The organism is Merdimonas faecis, assembly GCF_001754075.1.
In the GTDB taxonomy this organism is placed as follows: domain Bacteria; phylum Bacillota; class Clostridia; order Lachnospirales; family Lachnospiraceae; genus Merdimonas; species Merdimonas faecis.
The window spans coordinates 62,230-84,462 of sequence record NZ_MIEH01000025.1 but is presented as its reverse complement, the minus strand read 5'-3'; the positions used below and the strand labels follow the sequence as shown (position 1 = coordinate 84,462).

21 protein-coding genes are annotated in these 22,233 nt (G+C 49.6%); 3 read left to right on the top strand and 18 right to left on the bottom strand.

Going from position 1 to position 22,233, the window contains the following annotated elements; translation table 11 throughout:
- Positions 1–69 precede the first annotated feature (69 nt).
- On the top strand, positions 70–783 hold the full coding sequence (locus BKD12_RS13990) for an MBL fold metallo-hydrolase (RefSeq protein ID WP_070089964.1): 714 nt from the start codon (positions 70–72) through the stop codon (positions 781–783).
- A gap of 90 nt (positions 784–873) precedes the next feature.
- On the opposite strand, the gene BKD12_RS13985 is transcribed toward BKD12_RS13990, so the two are convergent.
- The 6 genes from BKD12_RS13985 to rho all read right to left on the bottom strand — a co-directional run bounded on the left by BKD12_RS13985 (position 874) and on the right by rho (position 6,958).
- Positions 874–1,788 (bottom strand): Rpn family recombination-promoting nuclease/putative transposase, encoded by a 915-nt coding sequence (locus BKD12_RS13985; protein WP_070089963.1) that lies wholly within the window; start codon positions 1,786–1,788, stop codon positions 874–876.
- A 535-nt stretch (positions 1,789–2,323) separates the two neighbouring features.
- A complete protein-coding gene (gene prfA / locus BKD12_RS13980; protein WP_070089962.1) occupies positions 2,324–3,394 on the bottom strand; it encodes a peptide chain release factor 1 in 1,071 nt (356 codons plus the stop codon).
- Positions 3,395–3,429: 35 nt separating this feature from the next.
- Positions 3,430–4,281 carry a peptide chain release factor N(5)-glutamine methyltransferase gene (prmC, locus tag BKD12_RS13975; protein ID WP_070089961.1) on the bottom strand — a complete coding sequence of 284 codons (852 nt, stop codon included), beginning with the start codon at positions 4,279–4,281 and terminating at the stop codon, positions 3,430–3,432.
- Positions 4,244–5,182 carry a DUF1385 domain-containing protein gene (locus BKD12_RS13970; RefSeq protein ID WP_070089960.1) on the bottom strand — a complete coding sequence of 313 codons (939 nt, stop codon included), beginning with the start codon at positions 5,180–5,182 and terminating at the stop codon, positions 4,244–4,246. The genes prmC and BKD12_RS13970 overlap by 38 nt, the downstream gene beginning before the upstream one ends.
- A 133-nt stretch (positions 5,183–5,315) precedes the next feature.
- Positions 5,316–5,519 (bottom strand): 50S ribosomal protein L31, encoded by a 204-nt coding sequence (gene rpmE / locus BKD12_RS13965; protein WP_070089959.1) that lies wholly within the window; start codon positions 5,517–5,519, stop codon positions 5,316–5,318.
- A gap of 101 nt (positions 5,520–5,620) precedes the next feature.
- A complete protein-coding gene (gene rho / locus BKD12_RS13960; protein WP_070089958.1) occupies positions 5,621–6,958 on the bottom strand; it encodes a transcription termination factor Rho in 1,338 nt (445 codons plus the stop codon).
- Positions 6,959–7,154: 196 nt separating this feature from the next.
- Between rho and BKD12_RS13955 the strand changes: the two genes are divergently transcribed.
- A complete protein-coding gene (locus BKD12_RS13955) occupies positions 7,155–8,096 on the top strand; it encodes a tRNA modification radical SAM protein MnmL/YtqA (protein WP_070090074.1) in 942 nt (313 codons plus the stop codon).
- Positions 8,080–8,592: a DUF4364 family protein gene (locus BKD12_RS13950; RefSeq protein WP_070089957.1), complete on the top strand. Its 513-nt coding sequence runs from the start codon at positions 8,080–8,082 to the stop codon at positions 8,590–8,592. The genes BKD12_RS13955 and BKD12_RS13950 overlap by 17 nt, the downstream gene beginning before the upstream one ends.
- Here BKD12_RS13950 and hemW read toward each other — a convergent pair.
- From hemW to argB, 12 genes are all read right to left on the bottom strand, one after another.
- Complete coding sequence (hemW, locus tag BKD12_RS13945; protein ID WP_070089956.1) at positions 8,587–9,693, bottom strand: radical SAM family heme chaperone HemW; 1,107 nt, start codon at positions 9,691–9,693, stop codon at positions 8,587–8,589. The two genes, BKD12_RS13950 and hemW, sit on opposite strands and share 6 nt — an antisense overlap.
- A complete protein-coding gene (lepA, locus tag BKD12_RS13940) occupies positions 9,693–11,507 on the bottom strand; it encodes a translation elongation factor 4 (protein WP_070089955.1) in 1,815 nt (604 codons plus the stop codon). The genes hemW and lepA overlap by 1 nt, the downstream gene beginning before the upstream one ends.
- A 46-nt stretch (positions 11,508–11,553) precedes the next feature.
- On the bottom strand, positions 11,554–12,534 hold the full coding sequence (holA, locus tag BKD12_RS13935) for a DNA polymerase III subunit delta (protein WP_070089954.1): 981 nt from the start codon (positions 12,532–12,534) through the stop codon (positions 11,554–11,556).
- A gap of 3 nt (positions 12,535–12,537) precedes the next feature.
- Positions 12,538–13,551: an alpha-hydroxy-acid oxidizing protein gene (locus BKD12_RS13930; protein ID WP_070089953.1), complete on the bottom strand. Its 1,014-nt coding sequence runs from the start codon at positions 13,549–13,551 to the stop codon at positions 12,538–12,540.
- 49 nt (positions 13,552–13,600) lie between these two features.
- The gene (locus tag BKD12_RS13925; RefSeq protein ID WP_070089952.1) at positions 13,601–15,796 is read right to left on the bottom strand and encodes a DNA internalization-related competence protein ComEC/Rec2; all 2,196 of its coding nucleotides are present in this window, start codon (positions 15,794–15,796) and stop codon (positions 13,601–13,603) included.
- The gene (locus BKD12_RS13920; protein ID WP_070089951.1) at positions 15,793–16,737 is read right to left on the bottom strand and encodes a GerMN domain-containing protein; all 945 of its coding nucleotides are present in this window, start codon (positions 16,735–16,737) and stop codon (positions 15,793–15,795) included. Before BKD12_RS13920 ends, BKD12_RS13925 begins: the two co-directional genes overlap by 4 nt.
- 12 nt (positions 16,738–16,749) lie before the next feature.
- Positions 16,750–18,216, bottom strand: coding sequence for a sensor histidine kinase (locus BKD12_RS13915; RefSeq protein WP_070089950.1), 1,467 nt, complete (start codon positions 18,214–18,216; stop codon positions 16,750–16,752).
- The gene (locus tag BKD12_RS13910) at positions 18,173–18,862 is read right to left on the bottom strand and encodes a response regulator transcription factor (RefSeq protein ID WP_070089949.1); all 690 of its coding nucleotides are present in this window, start codon (positions 18,860–18,862) and stop codon (positions 18,173–18,175) included. Before BKD12_RS13910 ends, BKD12_RS13915 begins: the two co-directional genes overlap by 44 nt.
- Before the next feature lie 15 nt (positions 18,863–18,877).
- Positions 18,878–19,534 carry a ComEA family DNA-binding protein gene (locus tag BKD12_RS13905; RefSeq protein ID WP_070089948.1) on the bottom strand — a complete coding sequence of 219 codons (657 nt, stop codon included), beginning with the start codon at positions 19,532–19,534 and terminating at the stop codon, positions 18,878–18,880.
- 66 nt (positions 19,535–19,600) lie between these two features.
- Complete coding sequence (locus tag BKD12_RS13900; protein WP_070089947.1) at positions 19,601–20,032, bottom strand: DMT family transporter; 432 nt, start codon at positions 20,030–20,032, stop codon at positions 19,601–19,603.
- 70 nt (positions 20,033–20,102) lie between these two features.
- Complete coding sequence (locus tag BKD12_RS13895; RefSeq protein ID WP_070090073.1) at positions 20,103–21,278, bottom strand: aspartate aminotransferase family protein; 1,176 nt, start codon at positions 21,276–21,278, stop codon at positions 20,103–20,105.
- A 21-nt stretch (positions 21,279–21,299) separates the two neighbouring features.
- On the bottom strand, positions 21,300–22,199 hold the full coding sequence (gene argB, locus BKD12_RS13890; RefSeq protein WP_070089946.1) for an acetylglutamate kinase: 900 nt from the start codon (positions 22,197–22,199) through the stop codon (positions 21,300–21,302).
- Positions 22,200–22,233 lie beyond the last annotated feature (34 nt).

Sequence of the window (22,233 nt, the reverse complement as noted above, 5' to 3'; positions counted from 1 at the left end):
AAACTTGACAATCCTTTCAAAGTGCCGCTATACTTTTTTCAAATACAAACCGTACGAGGAGTTTATATTATGAAAGTAACCTATGTCGGCCACAGCAGCTTCTTCATTGAATGGCCGGAATGCATCTGGCTCTTTGACTATTATGAAGGTACGCTCCCGGACATTCCGGAAGATAAGCCGCTGTTCATATTTGTATCTCATTTTCATGCGGATCATTTCAACCCGGCAATCTTCAGGCTCCAGGCTCCTGCCGGCACCCATTATATCTTATCTCACGATGTGATCCGCCACCGGAAACCAAAATTCCTTCCGGAAAATCTCTATACCATGCGCCCGGATGAGCTTCTGACGCTCCGGGCAGGTTCTGAGACTTTCCAGATACATACCCTGCGCTCCACAGATTTCGGCGTCGCATTTCTGATCCGTTTTCACGAGAAATGGGTCTATCACGCCGGAGACCTGAACTGGTGGGTATGGAAGGAAGAATCCAGACAGTATAACAATAATATGACTGCAAACTTCAAAAAATATACCCGTCCTCTTTTGGGACTGGATCTTTATGCCGCCTTCCTCCCTTTAGACCCCAGGCAGGAAGAATGGTATGATAAGGGGATGCTGTACATCCTGGAAAACACACGGACCTCCCACGCTTTCCCCATGCATTTCTGGAAGGATTATTCTGTCACGGACCGGTTCCTTGCATCACCGCAGGGCGCTCCTTATGAAGAACAGATTGTAAAAATAAATCATGAAAATGAAACCTTTATATTTGATGATTTATAAACATACAGAAAGTGCATGATACTCATAGATTACTGTGCGTATCATGCACTTTTTGCTAAATTTGCACTTTTTCTCATTATCTTCTATGTATTATTCGTCCTCTTCTATTCCCAGCTTCTTCCTGGCAATTTCCAGATCGGATGCTCCTTCATTTTCCTCCAGCAAATGCATCACTTCATTGACATACGATTCTTCTGTCTCTAACATTTCCGCAATCTCTGGGGCAGAAAACCCCTTTTCCACTTTTCTGCGGATGATCCCGATCTTCGCTGCTTCCCCTCCGCTCGCATATCCTTCTTCCCGGCCCTCTTCCCTAATCATACGCTCTCGTTCATAAATCTTCATATATTCCAGTGACACCTCCCTGTCCCTCTTGACCTGCTGAACCATCCGGTGGATTTCTTTAAGATCCTCATCCTGGGCGTTTTCTTCTCTGGAATCTTCCAGATAACGTAAAAGTCTCCGGAGCTCCTCCGGCGGATTCCCTTTGCTGCCTTTTGTATAAAGAAACAGCGTCTGCATCCCATCTTCGTATGGCATATCCGGCTCTTCCACACAGGTATTTTTTATCGTATATATCATACGCTTCAGCCCGAAAGGATCATTGGGAGAGATAAAAATGACTGTAACGTTTTTTAACTGTGCATAGTCTTCCCCTGACGCCAGACTGTCCGCATCAATCTTGGCATGATAAAAGCGGGTCCGTCTGGGGAGTGCAAGACGCATCTCTCCTTTACTGCTTTTATCCGGTTCAATATCATACACCGTGTCCACGTCTTCTTCCCGTGCTTCCTCGGCATACACATCCAGCCGGATCCCGTGCTTGTCCGTATCAGCTCCAAAATATGCCTTTTGCGGAACGATCCGGACCTCCCGGATTTCCCGGTGCAGGATAATAGATATCATTTTACGGCAAACCTCCGGGCCCACCACCGGATAACTCAGTACGCTTCCCATAAGGAAATCATCCATTAGGTTCAGTTCTTCAATATTCTTTTTTCCCATTCGTTTCTCCTTTCATTGTATTGCTTTTTGTCTGAAAAGCCAAGGAGATTTTAAGAAAACAAAGACTCTTAGAACAGCCATGACTTTTCATTGCATGTTTACTCTTTTCGCTGAAATGTTCCGCAGACTCTGCGGGTGATAAAAATTGAAACTTTTAGAAATTTTGATATGAATGAATTATAGCAGGCTGTCCAGGTATATGTCAATCAGATTATCTTCGCCTTCGAATAGCACGAACGCCTCCTCGACTCCGCTTCGCCTTCGAATAAACGGCGAACGCTCACCTCGACTCCGCTTCGCTCCATCTCGGTGTTCGTTTACACTCACATGTCTCGAATAGCACGAACGCTCACCTCGACTCCGCTTCGCTCCATCTCGGTGTTCGTTTACACTCACATGTCTCGAATAGCACGAACGCCTCCTCGACTCCGCTTCGCTTCACCTCGGTGTTCGTTTGACTCACATAAAAGCAAAAAGGAACTCTGAATCCCATGCAAGCATGGTTCCAGAGTCCCTTTCTGCTTTTGCGTTCGTGCTATTCGTTCATATTTGCGAGTTTTGCGGCCTGATCTGCGGCGATGCAGGCGTCGATAATCTCCTGAATATCGCCGTTCATGATCTTATCCAGTTTATACAGGGTCAGGCCGATACGGTGATCGGTGACACGGCCCTGCGGGAAATTATAGGTACGGATTTTTTCGGAACGGTCTCCGGTTCCGATCTGGCTCTTTCTTGCCTCTGCCTCTGCATCATGGCGCTTCTGGCACTCCAGATCATAGAGTTTTGCACGCAGCAGCGCGAAGGCCTTTTCTTTATTCTGCAGCTGTGACTTCTCCGTCTGGCTGTAGATCACGATACCGGTCGGGTAGTGGGTCAGACGTACCGCAGAGTCAGTCGTATTGACGCACTGTCCGCCGTTTCCGGATGCACGCATAACGTCGATACGGATATCTTTTTCATCAATATGGATATCCACATCCTCCGCCTCCGGCATTACGGCCACGGTAATGGTAGAGGTATGGATACGTCCGCCGGACTCCGTCTCAGGCACTCGCTGTACCCGGTGTACGCCGGACTCGTATTTCATCACGGAATAAGCTCCCTTCCCGTTGATCATAAAGGTCACGTTCTTCATGCCGCCGATACCAATCTCCTCACATTCTACCAGTTCTACCTTCCAGTGCTGGCTCTCCGCATAATGAAGATACATACGATAGATCTCTGCGGCGAACAGGGCAGCTTCATCTCCGCCGGCACCTGCACGGATCTCTACGACAACGTTCTTCTCATCATTCGGGTCTTTTGGAAGCAGCAGGATCTTCAGTTCATGCTCCAGCTCTTCCACTCTTACCTTTGAGGTATTCAGTTCTTCTTTGGCAAGCTCCCGCATCTCCTCATCAGATTCTTCCTCCAGCATCTGCAGGCTGTCTTCGATTGCCTGCTTGCAGGATTTATATTCATTATATGCCTCTACGATCGGCGTCAGATCATTTTGTTCTTTCATCAATCTGCGGAAACGTTCCTGGTCATTTGCCACATCCGGTTCCTGCAGTTCGCTTAAGATCTCTTCCAGACGGACAACCAGATCTTCTAATTTATCAAACATGCTTCTTCCTCCTTGCTCATAGTCCTCTTCAGACACTATCTTTTATTGTACCTTCCTGTCACCACGCGGTCAAGACCCGCCAGATCTTTTTTCACCCGTATCTGTGTATATCCGGCCTCTTCCATCAGCCGTACCACATCCTCTGCCTGGTCATGGCCGATCTCAAACATCATCGCTCCATTATCCCGGATATAGCCTGTACTTTCTGCAATAATCCTGCGATAAAAATACAGCCCGTCCTTCTTCCCGTCCAATGCGATCCATGGATCATGGAGGCGGACCTCCTCCTGCAGTTCTTCTATCACTCCGGTACGGATGTAGGGAGGATTGGACACGATCAGGTCAAAGCGCTCCGAAATCTGTTCAAAAAGATCACTTTGGATCCAGGAGGCTTCTACCTGAAGCCTGCGGCCGTTCTCTCTGGCCATCTTTAACGCCTTTTCCGATATATCGCAGCCGGTTCCTTTAAGTCCCGGACACGATTTCAGCAGACTGATCAGGATACATCCGGATCCGGTACACATGTCCAGAACCTTCATGCCAGGCTTGGTAAACTTTAATGCTTCTTCTGTTAATGTTTCTGTGTCTTGCCTGGGAATCAGTACATCTGGATTTACCAGAAAAGTATATCCCATAAACTCCTGTTCCCCGGTAATATGCTGCAACGGAATATGTCCGGCACGCCGGAGAATGACTTCCCGGTAACTTTCTGCCTGTTCCTTCGGCACTTCTCTTTTCGGATCACCAAAATAAGAAGCCCGGCTGATTCCTGTCACATACTCCAAAAGATACCAGGCATCCAGTTTCGCGTCTGGGATCCCCGCATGCTCCAGTGTTTCCGCCCCCTCTTTATAAATCATCTGCAGTGTCAAAATTTTCCCGCTCATAAGCTCTCCAATCAAAAACTGCTTCCACCGCCTGGATCGCCACTTCGATCATGCGGTCGTCCGGTTCTTTTGTCGTCAGCTTCTGGATCGCAAGCCCCGGTTTACTTAAAACATTGATTACCGGATTGTCTGTATTTCCCGCCAGCTTCAACACCTCATAAGAAATGCCCGCGATCACCGGAAGCAGCAGGATCCTGACCAGCACCCGCATCCCGGTGGACTCCACCTGGATCAGAAACAACAAAATAATGCTGATAGCCAGTACGAAAAATAAAAAGCTGGTACCGCACCGTTTGTGCTGCCTGGAACTGCTCCGGACATTTTCCACTGTCAGCGGCAGCCCATGCTCAATACAGTTGATACATTTATGCTCTGCCCCATGATACATAAACGTCCTCTGGATATCCTTCATCCGGGAGATCAGAAGAACGTACAGGATAAAAATCCCGATCCGTATAAATCCCTCGATCACCGTCCGGACATGATAAGATGGGATCCGGGATTCCAGAAAGGACGAGAGAAAATAGGGCAGCACCATAAAAATCGCCACCGCGATCACGACAGAAAAAGCCACCGTGCCTCGCATCAGCCACTTTTCCATTTTTTCCTGCTTTTCAGTCTCTTCCTGGGTCAGTTCTTTTTGCTCCTCTTCCTCTTCAAAAAAAGAGGCAGAAAAGGTCAGTGTCTTAATGCCTAAGACCATAGAATCAATAAAATTAAAGATGCCCCTGATAAAAGGGATCTGTGTCAGCTTTTTTGCGTTACCCACAATACTGCGGTAGGTATCCTTTTCAACTATGATCTCGCCGTCAGGCTTCCTTACCGCAACCGCATACTCATCCTTATGCTTCATCATAATGCCTTCCAGAACCGCCTGACCCCCGATATTTGATGACTTCATAATTGCCTTTCCTCCCCGATCACCGCGATACCTCGCTCCCCCACGGCATTGCCGCAAGGTGGTCTCCGCTCCGTTTCGGTCGCACACAAAAATGGGTTGAGATTCATAAAACCTCAACCCGTCTCTTGTAAGCTTATTTGCCCATTCCGTATTTCTTATTGAACTTATCTACACGGCCGCGAGCCTGTGCAGCTTTCTGCTGTCCGGTATAGAACGGATGGCATTTGGAGCAGATCTCCACGTGGATGTCCTCGCTTGTGGATCCTGTTACAAATGTGTTTCCACAGTTACAAGTTACAGTTGCCTGATGATATGCCGGATGGATTCCTTCTTTCATGATTTTCACCTCTTCTTTATTTTGTCATCTGCACTTTAAAGTGCGATCAATGTTCATTTTCTAAACAGCTATATTATCATAGCATAAATGTCAATTCTTGTCTAGATTAATTTCGTCTTTTTTACCATTTGTATTAATTCTGCGTTATTTCTGGTCCGGCTGAACATATTTAAGATGTTGTCAGCCGCCTCATCCGCACGCATGCCATTGAGGGCACGGCGCATAGTGTCCACCGCTTCCTGCTCTTCCGGAGAAAGGAGAAGATCTTCTCTTCTGGTTCCGGATTTCGGGATGTCTACAGCCGGGAACATTCTCTTCTCGGAAAGCTTGCGATCCAGCACCAGCTCCATGTTGCCGGTTCCTTTAAATTCCTCATAGATCACATCGTCCATCTTGCTTCCGGTATCTACCAGAGCTGTTGCAAGGATTGTCAGACTTCCTCCCTCCCGCATATTCCGGGCTGCACCGAAGAAACGCTTCGGCATATGGAGAGCTGCCGGATCCAGACCACCTGACAGTGTCCTTCCCGACGGCGGAACTGTCAGGTTGTAAGCTCTGGCCAGTCTGGTGATGCTGTCCAGAAGGATCATGACATCCTTCTTATGTTCCACCAGCCTCTTGGCCCGCTCGATCACCATCTCAGAGACCCGTTTGTGGTGCTCCGGAAGCTCATCAAAGGTTGAGTAAATAACCTCAACATTATCCCCCTCGATCGTCTCCTTGATATCTGTTACTTCCTCCGGACGCTCGTCGATCAGCAGGATCAGAAGGTGTATCTCCGGATTATTCTTTCTCACAGACAGGGCCACCTGTTTTAACAGCGTTGTCTTACCAGCCTTTGGCGGGGATACGATCATTCCCCTCTGTCCTTTGCCGATGGGGGACAGAAGATCTACGATCCGCATGGCTGTACTTGTCCTTCCGGACTCCAGACGTAATCTTTCATTGGGGAAGACGGGAGTCATGTCCTCAAAATTTGACCGGCGGACCGCCTTCATCGGATCGATTTCATTAATCTTTGTCAGATACAAAAGAGCGCTGAACTTCTCCTGCTGAGTCTTGATCCGCGTGTGTCCCTCCAGGATGTCGCCAGTCTTCAGATTAAACTTACGGATCTGAGAGGGAGACACATAAACGTCATTTTCTCCCGGCAGATAATTAGCGCTGCGGATAAATCCGTATCCGTCCGGAAGCACCTCCAGGATGCCGTGGGCCTTAATACCGCTGTCCAGCTTATCAATGTCATGAATATCTTTATCGCCGGTATTAGCTGACATCTCCTTGACCGTCTCTCTTTCAGCCTGCTTTTCCTTCTCGTCCTCCTCCAGCATCAGTTCAATAACCTCCGCTTTTTTCATGCCGGAAACACCTTTCAGCCCTCTCGCCTTTGCAAGGTCTTTCAGAGTCGCCAAAGGAAGCGATTCATATTTCTCTCTCATGATTTCTATCCTTTCTTTCCACTTCTTACTTATTTTCTATTCTTTCGTTTTGTTTTTGATTTTTTGTATAGGTTCGGGATACAATGTCGATACGACTTGAATAAAACATATACGTATTATACTACAACAATCTCCTTTTTTAAAGTCCTTTTTTTATTGAAATGCCGGATTTGTAATGGTATGATTAATGGCAGATATGAAAAAGCAATGGAACGAAAAACGGTATCATTCTCTGGATTACGAACTGAAGACAGTTTTCGGAGAAAAACTTTATAAAATCTCACTGGATGCCGGGATGACCTGTCCTAACCGGGACGGTACGATAGGCACCCGGGGATGTATCTTCTGCAGCCAGGGAGGTTCCGGTGATTTTGCCTCAGACCGGGCTCTGTCCATCACCGGACAGATTGAGAAGGGTAAGGCTCAGACCGCCTCCAAATATAAGGGCAACGGATACATCGCCTATTTCCAGGCCTATACCAATACCTATGCCCCTCCGGAACGTCTGCGGGCCGTATATCAGGAGGCTGCTTCCCATCCGGATATCCGCGTCCTTTCTATCGCAACCAGGCCAGACTGCCTGGATAAAGAGGTGCTGGATATTCTGACAGAGTTCAACCGCATCAAACCAGTGTGGATCGAACTGGGTCTCCAGACCATCCACGAAAAGACGGCGCAGCTGATCCGCCGAGGCTATGAGCTTCCTGTATTTGAAGCTTCCGTCCGCGCTCTTCGCTTACGCCGAATCCCGGTGATCGTACACACCATCCTGGGACTTCCCGGCGAAGATCCGGATATGTTCTTAGATACCGTCCGTTATCTGAACACCATGGATATCCAGGGCGTCAAGTTCCAGCTTCTTCACGTACTGAAGCACACGGATCTTGCAAAGCTCTACGAAAAAGAGCCCTTCTGGCTGCCCGCCATGGAGGAATATATTGAGATTATCGGACAGGCCTTATGCCTTCTCCGCCCGGACATCACCGTTCACCGGCTGACCGGAGACGGACCGAAATCTCTTCTGATCGCACCGGAATGGTCCGGCAACAAACGACAGGTCCTGAACCGTCTGAACCAATATCTGAAACAGCAGGACCTGTGGCAGGGAAAGGATTTTCACTATGACATCAACATTTAAATTATACAAACTGATCATTTTGTACATGCTCAATAAGGTGGATTTTCCGCTGACAAACTCGCAGATCTCAGAATTTATCCTTGACGAAGGCTATACTACCTACTTTAAGCTTCAGCAGGCGCTTTCTGAGTTGACGGAATCCGGGTTTATCCGGGAGGAGTCTACCCACAGCCGCACCTTCTACCATCTGACAGAAGACGGCGCCGAGACTCTCCGCTTTTTTAAAAATGATATTTCCCCGGCAATCCAGAACGATATCGACGGTTTCCTGAAGGAAAAGAAATACGAATTAAAAAATGAGGTCTCGGTAAAATCAGATTATTACCGCAACACCAACCGGGAATACTCAGTCCGCTGCCAGGTCCTGGAGCAGGGGGTTCCTCTGATCGACCTGACAGTGACTGCCCCTACCGAAAGCGAAGCCGAGACCATTGCCAACAACTGGCAGCAAAAAAACGAGGAAATCTACGCAGCCATCATGGCTCAGCTTTTATAACAGGAACTCGCTCATCACATAGTTGCTGACGTCAATTCCAAAATCCGTCAGCCGTATAAAATCTCCGGATATTTCCAGGAGATTTTTTTCGCACATTTTTTGGATCACATCTCCGTACACAGCCTCTATTTCACAGCCAAAAATCCTGGAAAATCCCGCTTTTGAAACTCCTTCCATCTTCCGGAGTCCCAGAAACATATACTCTTCCATCTGATCCTTTCCGGACAATGTAATCTTTTCTCCCCCCTCATTCCAGCGCTGGTTTCCAATCAGAGAGGCGGCTCCGGTTCCGATACCCAGATACTCGGTCCTCTCCCAGTACCCCAGATTATGCCGGCATGCAAACCCCGGCTTTGCATAATTGGATATTTCATACCGGGTGAACCCGTATTCCTCAAGGATCTCCCGGGTCCGGTGATACATCAGGCGTTCCGTCTCCTCATCCGGCAGTTCTCCCTCGTGCTGTGCCCGGTCTTTTCCGTCTTCCCCGTACATCTCATAAAAGGGCGTTCCTTCCTCAATGATCAGGCCATAGGCCGAGATATGTTCCGGGCCAAGCTCCGCCGTCTTCCGAAGCGTTTCCTCCCAGCCCGGAAGGGTCTGCCCCGGGATCCCGGACATCAGATCCACATTGATGTTCGCAAATCCTGCTCTTCTTGCCATCTGATAGCTTTCCAGAAAATCTGCAAAGCTGTGGATCCTCCCCAGACACTTAAGCTCCTCGTCTTTCGCAGACTGAAGCCCCAGGCTCAGCCGATTGACGCCCAGGCTTCTGTATGTATGAAGCTTTTCCATTGTCAGCGTTCCAGGATTAGCTTCCACCGTAAATTCCATGTCTCCATCCAGGAAAAAAGTCTCCCGGAGAGCCTTTACGATTTCCATCATCTGGGAACTCTCAAGGAGCGAGGGCGTGCCTCCTCCAATAAAGATGCTGATAACATGATAAGCCTTCGCCAGCTCCCGGTAAGACCGGATCTTCTGGCAAAGGCTCCACACATAATCCTGCCGTTCCTGCATAGATGCAGGTGCCGACAGGAAATCACAATATTTACATTTCTGTACACAAAACGGGATATGAAGATATAGTTCTAAAGGTTTCATTATTTATCATCCAGCTTTAATACGCTCATAAATGCTTTCTGCGGGATCTCTACATTTCCCACCTGGCGCATCCGTTTCTTTCCTTCCTTCTGCTTTTCCAGCAGCTTCTTCTTACGGGTAATATCACCGCCATAGCACTTGGCCAGCACGTCCTTGCGCATAGCCTTCACAGTTTCTCTGGCAATAATCTTGCTGCCGATCGCCGCCTGGATCGGAATCTCGAAAAGCTGTCTCGGAATCTCTTCTTTCAGCTTCTCACACATCCTCCTGCCCCGCTCGTAAGCCGTATCCGCATGAACAATGAAGGACAATGCGTCCACTTCTTCCTTATTGATCAGAATATCAAGCTTCACAAGATCCGACTGTACATAGCCATCCATCTCATAATCAAAAGAGGCATAGCCTCTTGACCGGGATTTCAGCGCGTCAAAGAAATCATAGATGATCTCATTCAGCGGCAGATGATACCGCAGAACCGCACGGGTCTCTTCAATATATTCCATCCCGTCATAGACGCCTCTTCTTTCCTGGCACAGCTCCATGATAGCCCCGATAAACTCAGACGTCACCATGATCTCTGCCTTTACAATGGGCTCCTCCATATATTCGATCTCTGAAGGATCCGGCAGGTTGGAAGGATTGGTCAGTTCGATCACTTCACCATTGGTCTTATATACTTTATAGATAACTCCCGGAGCCGTTGTCACCAGGTCCAGGTTGTACTCCCGCTCCAGTCTTTCCTGGATGATCTCCAGATGAAGAAGCCCCAGAAAACCACACCGGAATCCAAAGCCCAGGGCGATGGACGTCTCTGGTTCAAACTGGAGAGAAGCGTCATTGAGCTGCAGTTTTTCCAGCGCATCCCTGAGGTCCGGATATTTGGCCCCATCCGCCGGATACATACCACAGTACACCATTGGGTTAACCTTCTTATATCCCGGAAGAGGCTCTGCACACGGATGGGCAGCGTTGGTAATGGTATCGCCCACCCGGGTATCTTTTACATTTTTCAGGCTGGCAGTGATGTAGCCAACCATTCCTGCAGAAAGCTCGTCGCAGGGGATGAACTGTCCGGCTCCAAAGTAGCCCACTTCCACTACTTCAGCCTTTGCTCCTGTCGCCATCATCCGGATCGGCGTCCCCTTCTTTACAGTACCTTCCTTAATCCTGCAGAACACGATCACGCCCTTATAGGAATCATAAAGAGAGTCAAAGATCAGTGCCTGAAGCGGCGCATCCGGGTCTCCCTCGGGAGCCGGGATCTTCTCTACGATCTGCTCCAGCACATCTTCTACATTTTGTCCGGTCTTTGCCGAGATCCTGGGGGCGTCCTCTGCTTCAATTCCGATCACGTCCTCGATCTCTTCAATGACCCTCTCCGGATCAGCGCTTGGCAGATCGATCTTATTGATCACAGGCATCACATCCAGGTCATGATCCAGTGCCAGATACACGTTCGCCAGAGTCTGCGCCTCTACACCCTGCGCCGCGTCCACCACCAGGATGGCGCCGTCACAGGCAGCCAGGCTCCTGGATACCTCATAATTAAAATCCACATGTCCTGGTGTATCGATCAGATTGAAAATATATTCCTCTCCATTTTTCGCCTGGTAGACCGTCCGCACAGCCTGTGCCTTGATCGTAATCCCACGCTCCCGTTCCAGCTCCATGTTGTCCAGAACCTGGGACTGCATCTCACGGCTGGTCAAAAGGCCGGTCATTTCAATGATCCGGTCTGCCAGTGTGGACTTTCCATGGTCGATATGTGCAATAATACAAAAATTCCGAATATTTTTCTGCTCTATTCCTGCCACCTATCTTCTTCCCTTTCCGTTCATCATTTTTGCACAGCGTAGTATATCACATCCCGCTGTTCTTTACAATGAAAAGTTCTACGCTCATCCGGTCGTTTAATCGCCCGGTCTTTACCTGTTCTTCCGTATCTGCGGCCTCCTCCAGGATTCCCTTAAGCTCCTCCGTTGAAAACGCCCGGCACTGCTGCATATATTTTCCGGCCACAAAGGGATGGAGCTTTGCCTCTTTTGCGATCTGGGACTTATCAAATCCCCGGCGCAAAAGATCCTTTACCTCCATAAGAAGCTTAAACTGCCGGACCAGAAGATAAAGGATCCGCATCGGCGGTTCCTTCAGCGCCAGCAGGTCATAATAGTAGTCCAGTGCCTGCTTCTGCTTCTTTACGGCCACCGCCTCTACCATGGCAAAGATCTGACTGCTGATATGCGTGGTGCAGATCTCATCAATATCCTTTACCGTCACCTCATCCCGTCCCAGGGTATAGGCAAGCAGCTTCTCCATTTCCTGCTCCAGATTTTCCATATCTGTCCCGGTCCGGTTCACCAGGTACCGGGCGGTAGATTCCCTGATCTGCTTTCCTTCCCGCTTCATATTTCCTGCGATCCAGTAGAGCAGGGTCTTTTCATCCTGTCTCCCAAGTTCTGCTACGCGGCCTTTATCCTTCACCGCCTTATAAAGCTTTCCCCGCTTGTCCACTTCCTGTTCCACAAACAGAAAACATGCCGTCTCTGGCATGTTCTTGATATAATCGGCAAGCTCCGGAGTTGCAGTTTTGAAAAAGCCGGAGTTTTCCACTACGATCAGCCTGCGGTCCGCAAAAAAAGGCATCGTCTCCGCCAGATCGATCAGCTCTCCCGGATTAATCCCTTTCCCTTCATAATAAGCATAATTCATCCTGTCCCCGTCTGGGAACATGGCGGCTGTAATCTTATCCTTATACTGCTTTTTTAAATAGGCCTCCTCCCCATAAAGGAGGTAGGCCTGTTTAAATGTTCCTGACTTAATGTCTTCATTTAAGCTTTTCATGCATTACCTTACCACATCTCTCGTGATCTCTGAAAGTGAATGAACCCCGCACATTGCCATTGCGTCAGCAAGTTCTGAAGAAAGCTTTTCCGCAAGCGCCGAAACGCCTTCTTCTGCCCCGCCGTATACCGCGGTCACGAACGGGCGGCCGATCAGGACCGCATCCGCGCCAAGCGCAAGGGCCTTCAGAATATCTACGCCGGAACGGATACCTCCGTCTACGAAGATCTTCATGTCTTTTCCTACAGCTTCTGCGATTTCCGGCAGCACCTCAGCTGTCGGCGGGCACTGATCCAGCACACGTCCGCCGTGGTTGGATACCACGATGGCAGATGCGCCGGCTTCTTTTGCCTTCAGGGCGCCTTTCACTGTCATGATCCCTTTCAGGATAAACGGCACGCCTGCTGCCTGCACCACTTCTTTTAGCTCCTCTACAGACTTGCTTCCTGCCGGAGGTGTCTGGTTTTTCAGGAACGGAAGCCCTGCCGCGTCAATATCCATGGCCGCCGCAAAAGCACCGGAATCCTTCACCAGCGCAAATTTTTCTTTTAAGGTATTGATATCCCAGGGCTTGATCGTAGGGATACCTTTTCCGCCTGCTGCCTTGATAGCCTGGGTCGCTCCCTCCATCACCGCCGGATTGGTCCCGTCTCCGGTAAACGCCGCGATCCCCGCGTCCGCACAGGCGGATACCAGAATACTGTTGTACTCCTGATCGTCATATTTGTCGCCATAGTGCAGCTTCATAGCCCCCACCGGTCCGGCAAAGATCGGATACTTGAAGGTCTGTCCAAAAAGTTCGAATGTGGTGTCCACCGGTTTATTCTCGCAGATAGTATCCATATTGATACTGATCTTCTGCCATGCGTCATAATTCTGGATCGCTACCGTCCCGGTGCCTTTTGCACCCGGGCCCGGCACCTTGTTGCCGCAGGCTTTTCCGTTGCAGACCGGACAGGCCTTGCAAAACGGGCCGATACATGTTCTTGCATTTTCTAATACTTCCTGATATGTCATTTTTAATTCCCTCTTTTCTGTCGTGCATCTGCACCTCTATGTACAGACGTCAGTCTGTCCTCTCTATAGTATACTGAATTTTCATTTCAAATTCAACCACTTGTATGGTAACAGCCCCCAGGTTCTGTGTGGATAGTATCTTTGTCCCCGACTTATAAAATCTTTCCAGTGTCTCCGGGTGGGGATGTCCATAACGGTTGTCTCTGCCGGCTGAAATCAGGCCATATAAAGGCCCGGCAGCTTTCAGAAAGTTCTCGCCGGTGGAGCTTTTCGAGCCGTGATGCGCCGCTTTCAGCACCTCCCAGGACGTGTCGGCATATTCTGCCTTAAGCGTCTCTGTCAGCATCTCTTCTCCTGCCCCTTCCACATCGCCGGTAAGCAGCATGTCAAATCCCTGATACTGAAGAGCCAACACCAGAGAAGCTTCATTTCCCGGTTCAACCATTTCCCCCTCCTTTCCCTGTCCAGGTGCCAGGCAGGTAACGGAAAGATCCCCTTCCTTTATCATCTGCCCTTTTTCCATAGTATAAACAGCCGTTCCTTCCTCTTCTGCCAGTTTCCCAAGCTTGGTCAGGGCTTCATCCCACACTTTTCGGGGCGGCAGTATCAACGCTTTGATCCTGACGCCTGTGCTTTGTCGTCTTAAAAGCTCCTCCAGACCATTCAGATGATCCCCGTCCCCATGGGTCACCCATACGTAGTCCAGGGTTCCCACGCCTCTGGACTTTAAAAAAGGCTCTATCCTGTACTGGCCCACACTTCCCACGTCGCTGCTGCCGCCGTCCACCAGATAGGCGCCGCCGTCCGGCCCCCGGATAAAAATACTGTCGCCCTGTCCCACATCCAGAACGGTAACAGAGACTCCATTCCCCTCCAGCGGCCGCCAGAAAAGGCACAATATGCCAATCACATACAGACAAAGGATCTGCCATTTCCCGTATTGTTTCCATAACAGGAAGACCATCAGGATCACCGCATAATACACGGCCATCTGCCATAAAGCAGGCTTTCCTGCCACCACTCTGGCTCCCGGGAGAGCCAGCATAAATTCACAGCTCTTTTCAAATATGAGGAGAATCCATCTGCAAAGCATGAGCACAGGAACTCCTGCCGCCGGAAACACAAGGCTCAGAAGGCTTCCCGTCATTCCAAGCACCAGAAGAGCCGACGTCAGAGGAATGATCAGCAGATTCAGAAACGTAGAATAAACTGGGAACTCATAGAAATAGTATAGAAGAACCGGCAGCAGAACTATATTGACGCAAAGGCTGGCCCACAATCCCTGCCAGGGAAGTCCCTGAAATTCCGGAAGAAGAAGGATCATAGCAAGAACTGCTCCAAAGGAAAGCCAGAATCCTCCGTCGTAAAGATAAAGAGGCCTCCAGCATAGGATTACGGCTGCGGATACAGCCAGTGCCGTCGGTGCGTCATAATGCCTCCCTGTAATATCTGCACCTACGCGGAACAGAAACATGATAAGGGAGCGGACAACAGATACCGTCAGGCCGATCATCAGCACGTATACAAAAAGCAGACCTATCCCCACCGCTCCGGAAGGGCCAAAGGATCCTGATACCTTCCGCAAGATATGGTAGGCCCCAACACCAAGAAAGGAAAGATGCAGGCCGGATATGGCAAGAATATGCCCGATACCGCTGGCCTGATACAGGGACTTTACTTCTGCATCCATCCCTGACTTTTCTCCCAGCATCATGGCAGCCAGGGCAGTTCCTTCCTTCTCTCCCATATATCTTACCAGAAGATCTTTCCATTCCTGACGAAAGGCATGAAGCCAGTTTCGGAAAGGCCATACCGTTCCATCTGAGATTTTTATCTCATCTGCCCATACCAGACTATGGATATCCTCTTTTTGATAGTACCGCTTCTGGTCAAAATTACCAGGATTGCGCGCAGCATCAAAAAATGCCGCCTCCCCTTTTATTAATACCTGGTTTCCGATTTTTATCTGTATTCTGGGGTCTGCATAGACAAGGATCCGATTTTCAAAGAACGAGGCGTCTCCGCCCCGGATAGAATTGTTTTTAAGATAAATTGCCTGGACTTTATTCTTCTGTTCTGTCTGATAAACAGTTCCAAGAACCTGTACCCGTCCGCCATCTTTTATATATTTTTCCATCGGCGACAGCCGAAGATGCGGGATACACCTTTCTTCTCCGACCGTCACCGCCAGAATGATCACTGCAAGCAGGGCAAGGCAAAAGCCAAGCAGCGGTCTGTTTTTCAAGAATCTGTTTCCTCCACGATATCCAGATTTCTGGTCAACGGTTTGCTTAGCGTCACACGATTCATATAGGAGACATCTGTCTCCCCGCTTACCAGGATCTGTACCTGGCTGGCACCGCCTCCCTCGATCACGGAATTTACGATCGCATAGACCGCCACTTCGGGATCCACTCCCGATACCCCTCTTAAAAATTCCTGATCCAGGTTCACATAACAGATCCCGTCACGGCTGGATACTCCCAGCACCTGTGTTTCCGGCGGAACCACTGCCCTCTCTCCTTCCCGCGAAGGCCCTTTGATCAGTTGTTCCACGATCAGCTTTTCTACTGACAGATTACTGTTATATCTTACACTGACCGTCTCCGGGACCAGTGCGTCTCCCTTTTCATTTGCAAAATACAGCGTCAGATCCCTCACCTGATAGGAGTGCAGCGTAGAGCCCGTATTCTGCACGAAGTCATCCGGCATCATATAGCCGATCTCGTTACCGTCTGAATCTGTAAGCGGATTTTCCCCTATAAAAAATGCAACTGATTCCACGCCGGATATCTGACACAGACTTTCCACTGCCGCAGCCCGAAGCAGCACCTCTTCTGCCCCTGACATCCTGAGATAGCCATCGCTGCAGGTAAGGCTGAGCTTTCCGTCAGAAAGACTCCACTCTGTAACCTGTACATTCTCCGGAAATGCGCTTTTATAGTCGATAGAATCAGGCTCTTCTTTCATAGCCCGAAGCACATCTTCGATCTCTTCCTCTGTCGAATCGCCTTTGATCTCATACTCCTCTCTGACCAGTCCGTCCCCGTCATTATTCACAAAACAGAGATAGGTCCCTTCGATCTGCGCCGGATCCGTCTCCTCTTCCCGTCCACATCCGGCCGCCAGTCCCAGACATAACAGAAACGTCATGACCAGACAGATCATACGCTCGTTCCTTTTCATAATGCCCTCCCTTTATAACACATATGTCAGAGGGATCCGGACCGCAAACGTAGTTCCCTCACCCAGCTGACTGTAAGCTTTGATCGCACCGCGATGCATGACCACCGCACTCCTTGCAATAGCAAGACCAAGTCCTGTCCCTCCGATCTCCCGGGAATGGGACTTGTCAACCCGGTAGAATCTCTCAAAAATGTGCTCCATAGATTCCTCCGGGATTCCGATTCCTGAATCCGCTACTTCCAGATAGAAATATTTGTGGTCTGCATTCAGCGATACATGGATCCATCCGTCTTCTTTATTATATTTAATGGCATTTTCCACCAGATTGGAGATTGCCAGCGTCAGCTTTACTTCATCCACCTCTGCCGTTACCGGGCGAAAGCTCTCAAATACTACTTCAATATTCCGGGTTGCCGCAATAGGCCGCAGCCGCTTCAGGATCCGTTCCACCAGTGCATTAATATTCTCCGACGTGATATTCATAGTATTCGCTGTCTTATCCATCTTCACCAGAGACAGAAGATCATTAATAATCTTATTCTCACGCTCGATCTCCTGCGAAAGATCGCCCATAAACTCTTTATAAAGCTCCGGAGGCACCTCTTCCTGAGACAAGAGAGAGTCCGCCAGCACCTTCATAGAGGTCAGCGGTGTTTTCAGCTCATGAGACACATTGGAGACAAACTCATTTCTGGAATCATCCAGGATACGCATCCTTCCCAGCATCTTATTAAATGCCTCCGACAGCGCCCTCGTCTCTGTATAAGCATTTTCATTGAGATAATGATCGTCATACCCTTCTGTAACCGCAGAAATCGACCGCGTGATCCTCTGGAAAGGTCTGGTCATCACAAATCCCAGGAGAAACGCCAACACCAGCACCACCAGTATCATGGTAACCCAGGCCACATCAGCTTTCCCATCCAGCACGGACAGATTATCCTCAATAGAATCCGTGGAGACACTGACCAGCAGGACGCCCAGCACTGTCTCCCCGGATGCGTCAAAGATCGGCGCTGTCACTTCGATATAGGAATTCTTTTCATCATAATTGCTGGTCCCTGTCCCTTCCAGACAATGGATCACGTCTGCAGAAACAATCGTCTTCCCGATATCCATATCGTATGTATCTTCTTCCACCTGGAAATTCCGATCGATCACCAGCACGCGTCCATCGTAAATATTGGACATCTGTACCAGCTCTGTACGGATAGATTCAGCAGCCCGGCCATTCAGAGAGCCAGTACTGCCAAGCTGATTGCATAGAATTGTACATTGATTCTGTATCTCGGCGGTCCGTACATCAACCGCCCGCGCCTCGTAGCTGTTCAGGATCACAGCCTGCATAATCATCGCCGGGACCGCACCGGCCAGGACCATCAGAAGAATGATCCGGAACCGGAGACTTCCCAGTATATGATTCGTAAGATATTTTTTAACCCCTGAAATAATAACCAACACCCCATTTTGTATAGACATATTTTGGATCACTCGGATTAGCCTCGATCTTCTCCCGCAGCCTCCGGATATGTACATCCACCGTTCTTGCATCGCCCGGGTACTCATATCCCCATACAATGTTCAGAAGATTTTCCCGGCTGTATACCTTGCCCGGGTTCGTGGCCAGAAGCTCTAAAAGGTCAAATTCCTTGGCCGTCAGATTGATCTCTTTTTCAGCGATCACTACCCGCCGGCTCTCACAGTCAATTTTCATATCTCCTTTGACGATTAGCCTTGTGCCTTTCCGGTCCTGTTCCCGCCGTCCGGTACGCCGCATGATCGCCTTGATCCTTGCCTTCACTTCCAGGATATTAAAGGGCTTGGTAATGTAATCGTCGGCCCCGTACTCCAGCCCCAGGATCTTATTCATATCATCATCTCTTGCTGTCAGCATGATGATCGGCACATCCGAGAACTCCCGGATCTGCTGGCATACTTCAAAGCCGTCGTGCTTTGGCAGCATCACATCCAGAAGAATCATATCATAGTGATTCTCCCTGGCAAGCTTAAGTGCTTCCTCACCGTCATAGGCACAGTCTACTTCCATCCCGTCCTGCTCCAGACTGAAACGGATGCCTTTTACAATTAACTTTTCATCATCTACCACCAATACATGTCTGCTCATAAAAGCTCTCCCCTGTTATACTTTTATTTGATCTTTTATTTTTTCGAATACACCTTCTTTGATTCCGCTGATCTCCATCAGCTCTTCAATGCTCTGAAAGCCTCCATTTTCCTCCCGGTACTGGATGATAGCCGCGGCTTTGGCCTCTCCGATTCCGGAAAGCGTCATCAGCTCTTCTGCCTGAGCTGTATTGATATTCACTCTTCCGTCTTCTGCAGCGCCGGAATCTCCGGCCGCCGTGAAGCTGTTATCCTGAAGTTCCTGGACCGAAGGCACATAGATCTGTTGGCCGTCTTCCACACAAGCCGCCTGGTTCAGCCCCTCCGGAGCAGCCTGGCCGTTTACTCCTCCAGCCGCTTCAATGGCTTCATAGATCCTGCTCCCTTCGGCAAGTTCATAGACTCCCGGAGCCGCCACCTGGCCGCAGACATGGACCACTACCCGGCCGCTTTGTCCGCCGGGAGCGCTGTCCTCTCCCTCATTCTCCCCGGCCGCTGATTCCTCTGGTTCCGGGGAATCCTCCTCTCCGGCATCAGCTTCCTGTATCTTTGCTTCCTCCAATACCTGTTCCTCCTGCTGCAGCGAACATCCCCAAAGAGAGCCCACACACAACAACAGGTATAATGCAGCCAAGGCTGCAAAACTTAAGCTTTTATTCCCTTTTCCTGGCATAATCTACTCCTTTACAGTCTGTCGGAACTGCAAACACCCTGCTTATGCCTAGATAAAGTTATTGTACTATTTCCACTGAAAAATTGCAACTCCAATCAGTGCGATCACCATACCTGCGACTCGACGCCACTCCAGCGGCTCCTTCTCCACACCGAACAGTCCCATCACCTCTATCAGATATGCAACGATCAGCTGGGACATAACAATAAAAAACGCCGCCTTCGCCGGCCCAAGCTGCGCCATACTCTTGATCACCGTCCAGGTGATCCCGGCGCCGATCACACCGCCAAGCAGTACGTATTTGGGCTCCACTTTGGCGATAGCCCCGAAGCTGTCCCTTCCGGCCACAAGCCAGGCCACAAGACATAAAAGCAGTGCACTGAACTGGACCCAGGCATTGCTGACCCACATGCCGGTGGTCTTCGTCACCTGGGTATTAAACACTCCCTGTACACTCATCAGCGCTCCTGATAAAACTGCAATGAAAAACCCGATCATCTTCCGATACCTCCTCATTTTTTACGGCTAGTATCTCCAATGACCGGGGTTTTATGTCCTTCCGGGATTCCTATAATGATTTTTTCAGCTTTTCGATCATTTCATCCACATGCTCTTTCGTAATGACCATAGGCGGCACGAAGCGTATCACATCGCTTCTGGCCGTGATAATTACCAGTCCTTCTTCCATTGCCCGGGCTGTCACCTCACCGGCAGGCTTTGTTAGCCGGATGCCCTGAATCAATCCGGTCCCTCTTCGTTCCAGCACTGTGTCTTCTGAGGCTGCCAGCTCATCAAGCCTCTCTTCCAGATAGGCTCCGATCTCCTTTACATGTTCCGTCAGGCGCTCTTTTTCGAAAATTTCCAGCGTCTTTGCAACAGCCGTACATACCAGCGGATTCCCACCATAGGTGGTCCCGTGGTCTCCCGGCTCCAGAGAATCTTTTGCCACATCCTCTGTCATGGCAAAGGCCCCCACCGGCACGCCGCTTCCGATAGCTTTGGCCATGGACATCATATCCGGCTTTACGCCATAATACTGCCATGCAAACATCTGGCCGGTACGTCCCATGCCGCACTGGATCTCATCAAAGAGAAGCAGGATTCCTTCCTCGTCACAGAGTTTTCGGATTCCTTTTAAAAACTCCGGATCCGCCATATTGATCCCGCCCTCTCCCTGGATCGGCTCCAGGATGATCGCACAGGTATTATCAGAAATCAGTGCTTTTACGCTGTCCAGATCATTGAATTTTGCAAATTTCACTCCCGGGATCAGCGGTTCAAAAGGCGTGCGGTAAGCCTCATGCTCCGTCACCGACAAAGCTCCCATGCTCCGTCCGTGGAAAGAACCTTCCATGGCGATAAACTCGTACCTTCCGGTTTTCTTCTTCCAGGCATATTTCCTTGCCGCTTTCAACATTCCTTCATTGGCCTCCGTCCCGCTGTTGGTAAAGAATACCCGGTCCATACCGGAAGCCTTCTTAAGGGCCTCTGCCGCGGTCCCGCAGGAAGCATTATAAAACAGGTTGGAAGTATGCCAGAGAAGTTCTGTCTGTTCTTTAACAGCTGCCGTCAGTTCCGGATTGCCGTACCCCAGGCCGCAGACTGCTATCCCGGCCGCAAAATCCAGATATTTCTTTCCCTCGGTATCGTAAAGGTAGACGCCCTCTCCCTTTTCAAAAATCACCGGGAACCGGTTATAAGTATGTACCAGTGCTTTTTCCGTTTCCTGCATATATGGATTCATCATAGTATCATCTCCGTTTTCTTATTCTCCGCTGTAAAACCGTTCCTCTTCATCGTTCAGAATTGCCGTGCCGATTCCTTTGTTCGTAAAGATCTCAAGCAGCAGGCAATGCGGGATCCGTCCGTCCAGGATATGCACCCGGGATACCCCGTTCTCGATCGCATCAATGCAGTTCTGAAGCTTCGGCAACATTCCGCCTCCAATATATCCCTGCTCCATCAGTTCCTCCGCCTCGGATACCCGAAGCTCTGAGATCAGGGTTTCCGGATCATCCGGATCCTTATAGACCCCTTCAATATCCGTCAGGAAAGCCAGCTTTTCTGCCTTCATGGCCCTTGCGATCGCACAGGCCGCATCATCCGCATTGATGTTGTAGGTCTGGTATTCATCATCCAGCCCCACCGGACATACGATGGGAAGGAAATCCTTTTCCAGAAGATCATACAAAATGTCGCCGTTGACCTTCTTGATATCTCCCACAAACCCGATGTCCTCACCGTCTGCATATTTTTTCTCCACCGTCAGAAGCTTCCCGTCTTTTCCGCTGATGCCGATGGCACGCACTCCCAGGCTCTCCACCAGCTGCACCAGACTTTTGTTCACTTTTCCAAGCACCATCTCCGCCAGTTCCATGGTCGCTTCGTCGGTCACACGCAGTCCATTTACAAACTCCGGCTCCATACCGACCTTGCCTACCCATTTGCTGATCTCTTTGCCGCCTCCGTGAACGATGATCGGTTTAAATCCTACCAGCTTTAAAAGCGTCACATCCTGGATGACCCGCTCCTTTAAGGTCTCATCCACCATGGCGCTGCCGCCGTATTTTACTACAATGATCTTCCGGTTAAACCGCTGGATATAGGGCAGCGCCTCGATCAGCACCTCCGCCTTATCCAGATATTTCTGCATGCTCTTATTCATAATTATCCGCTTCCTTCCTGACGTGTCTGTTTGC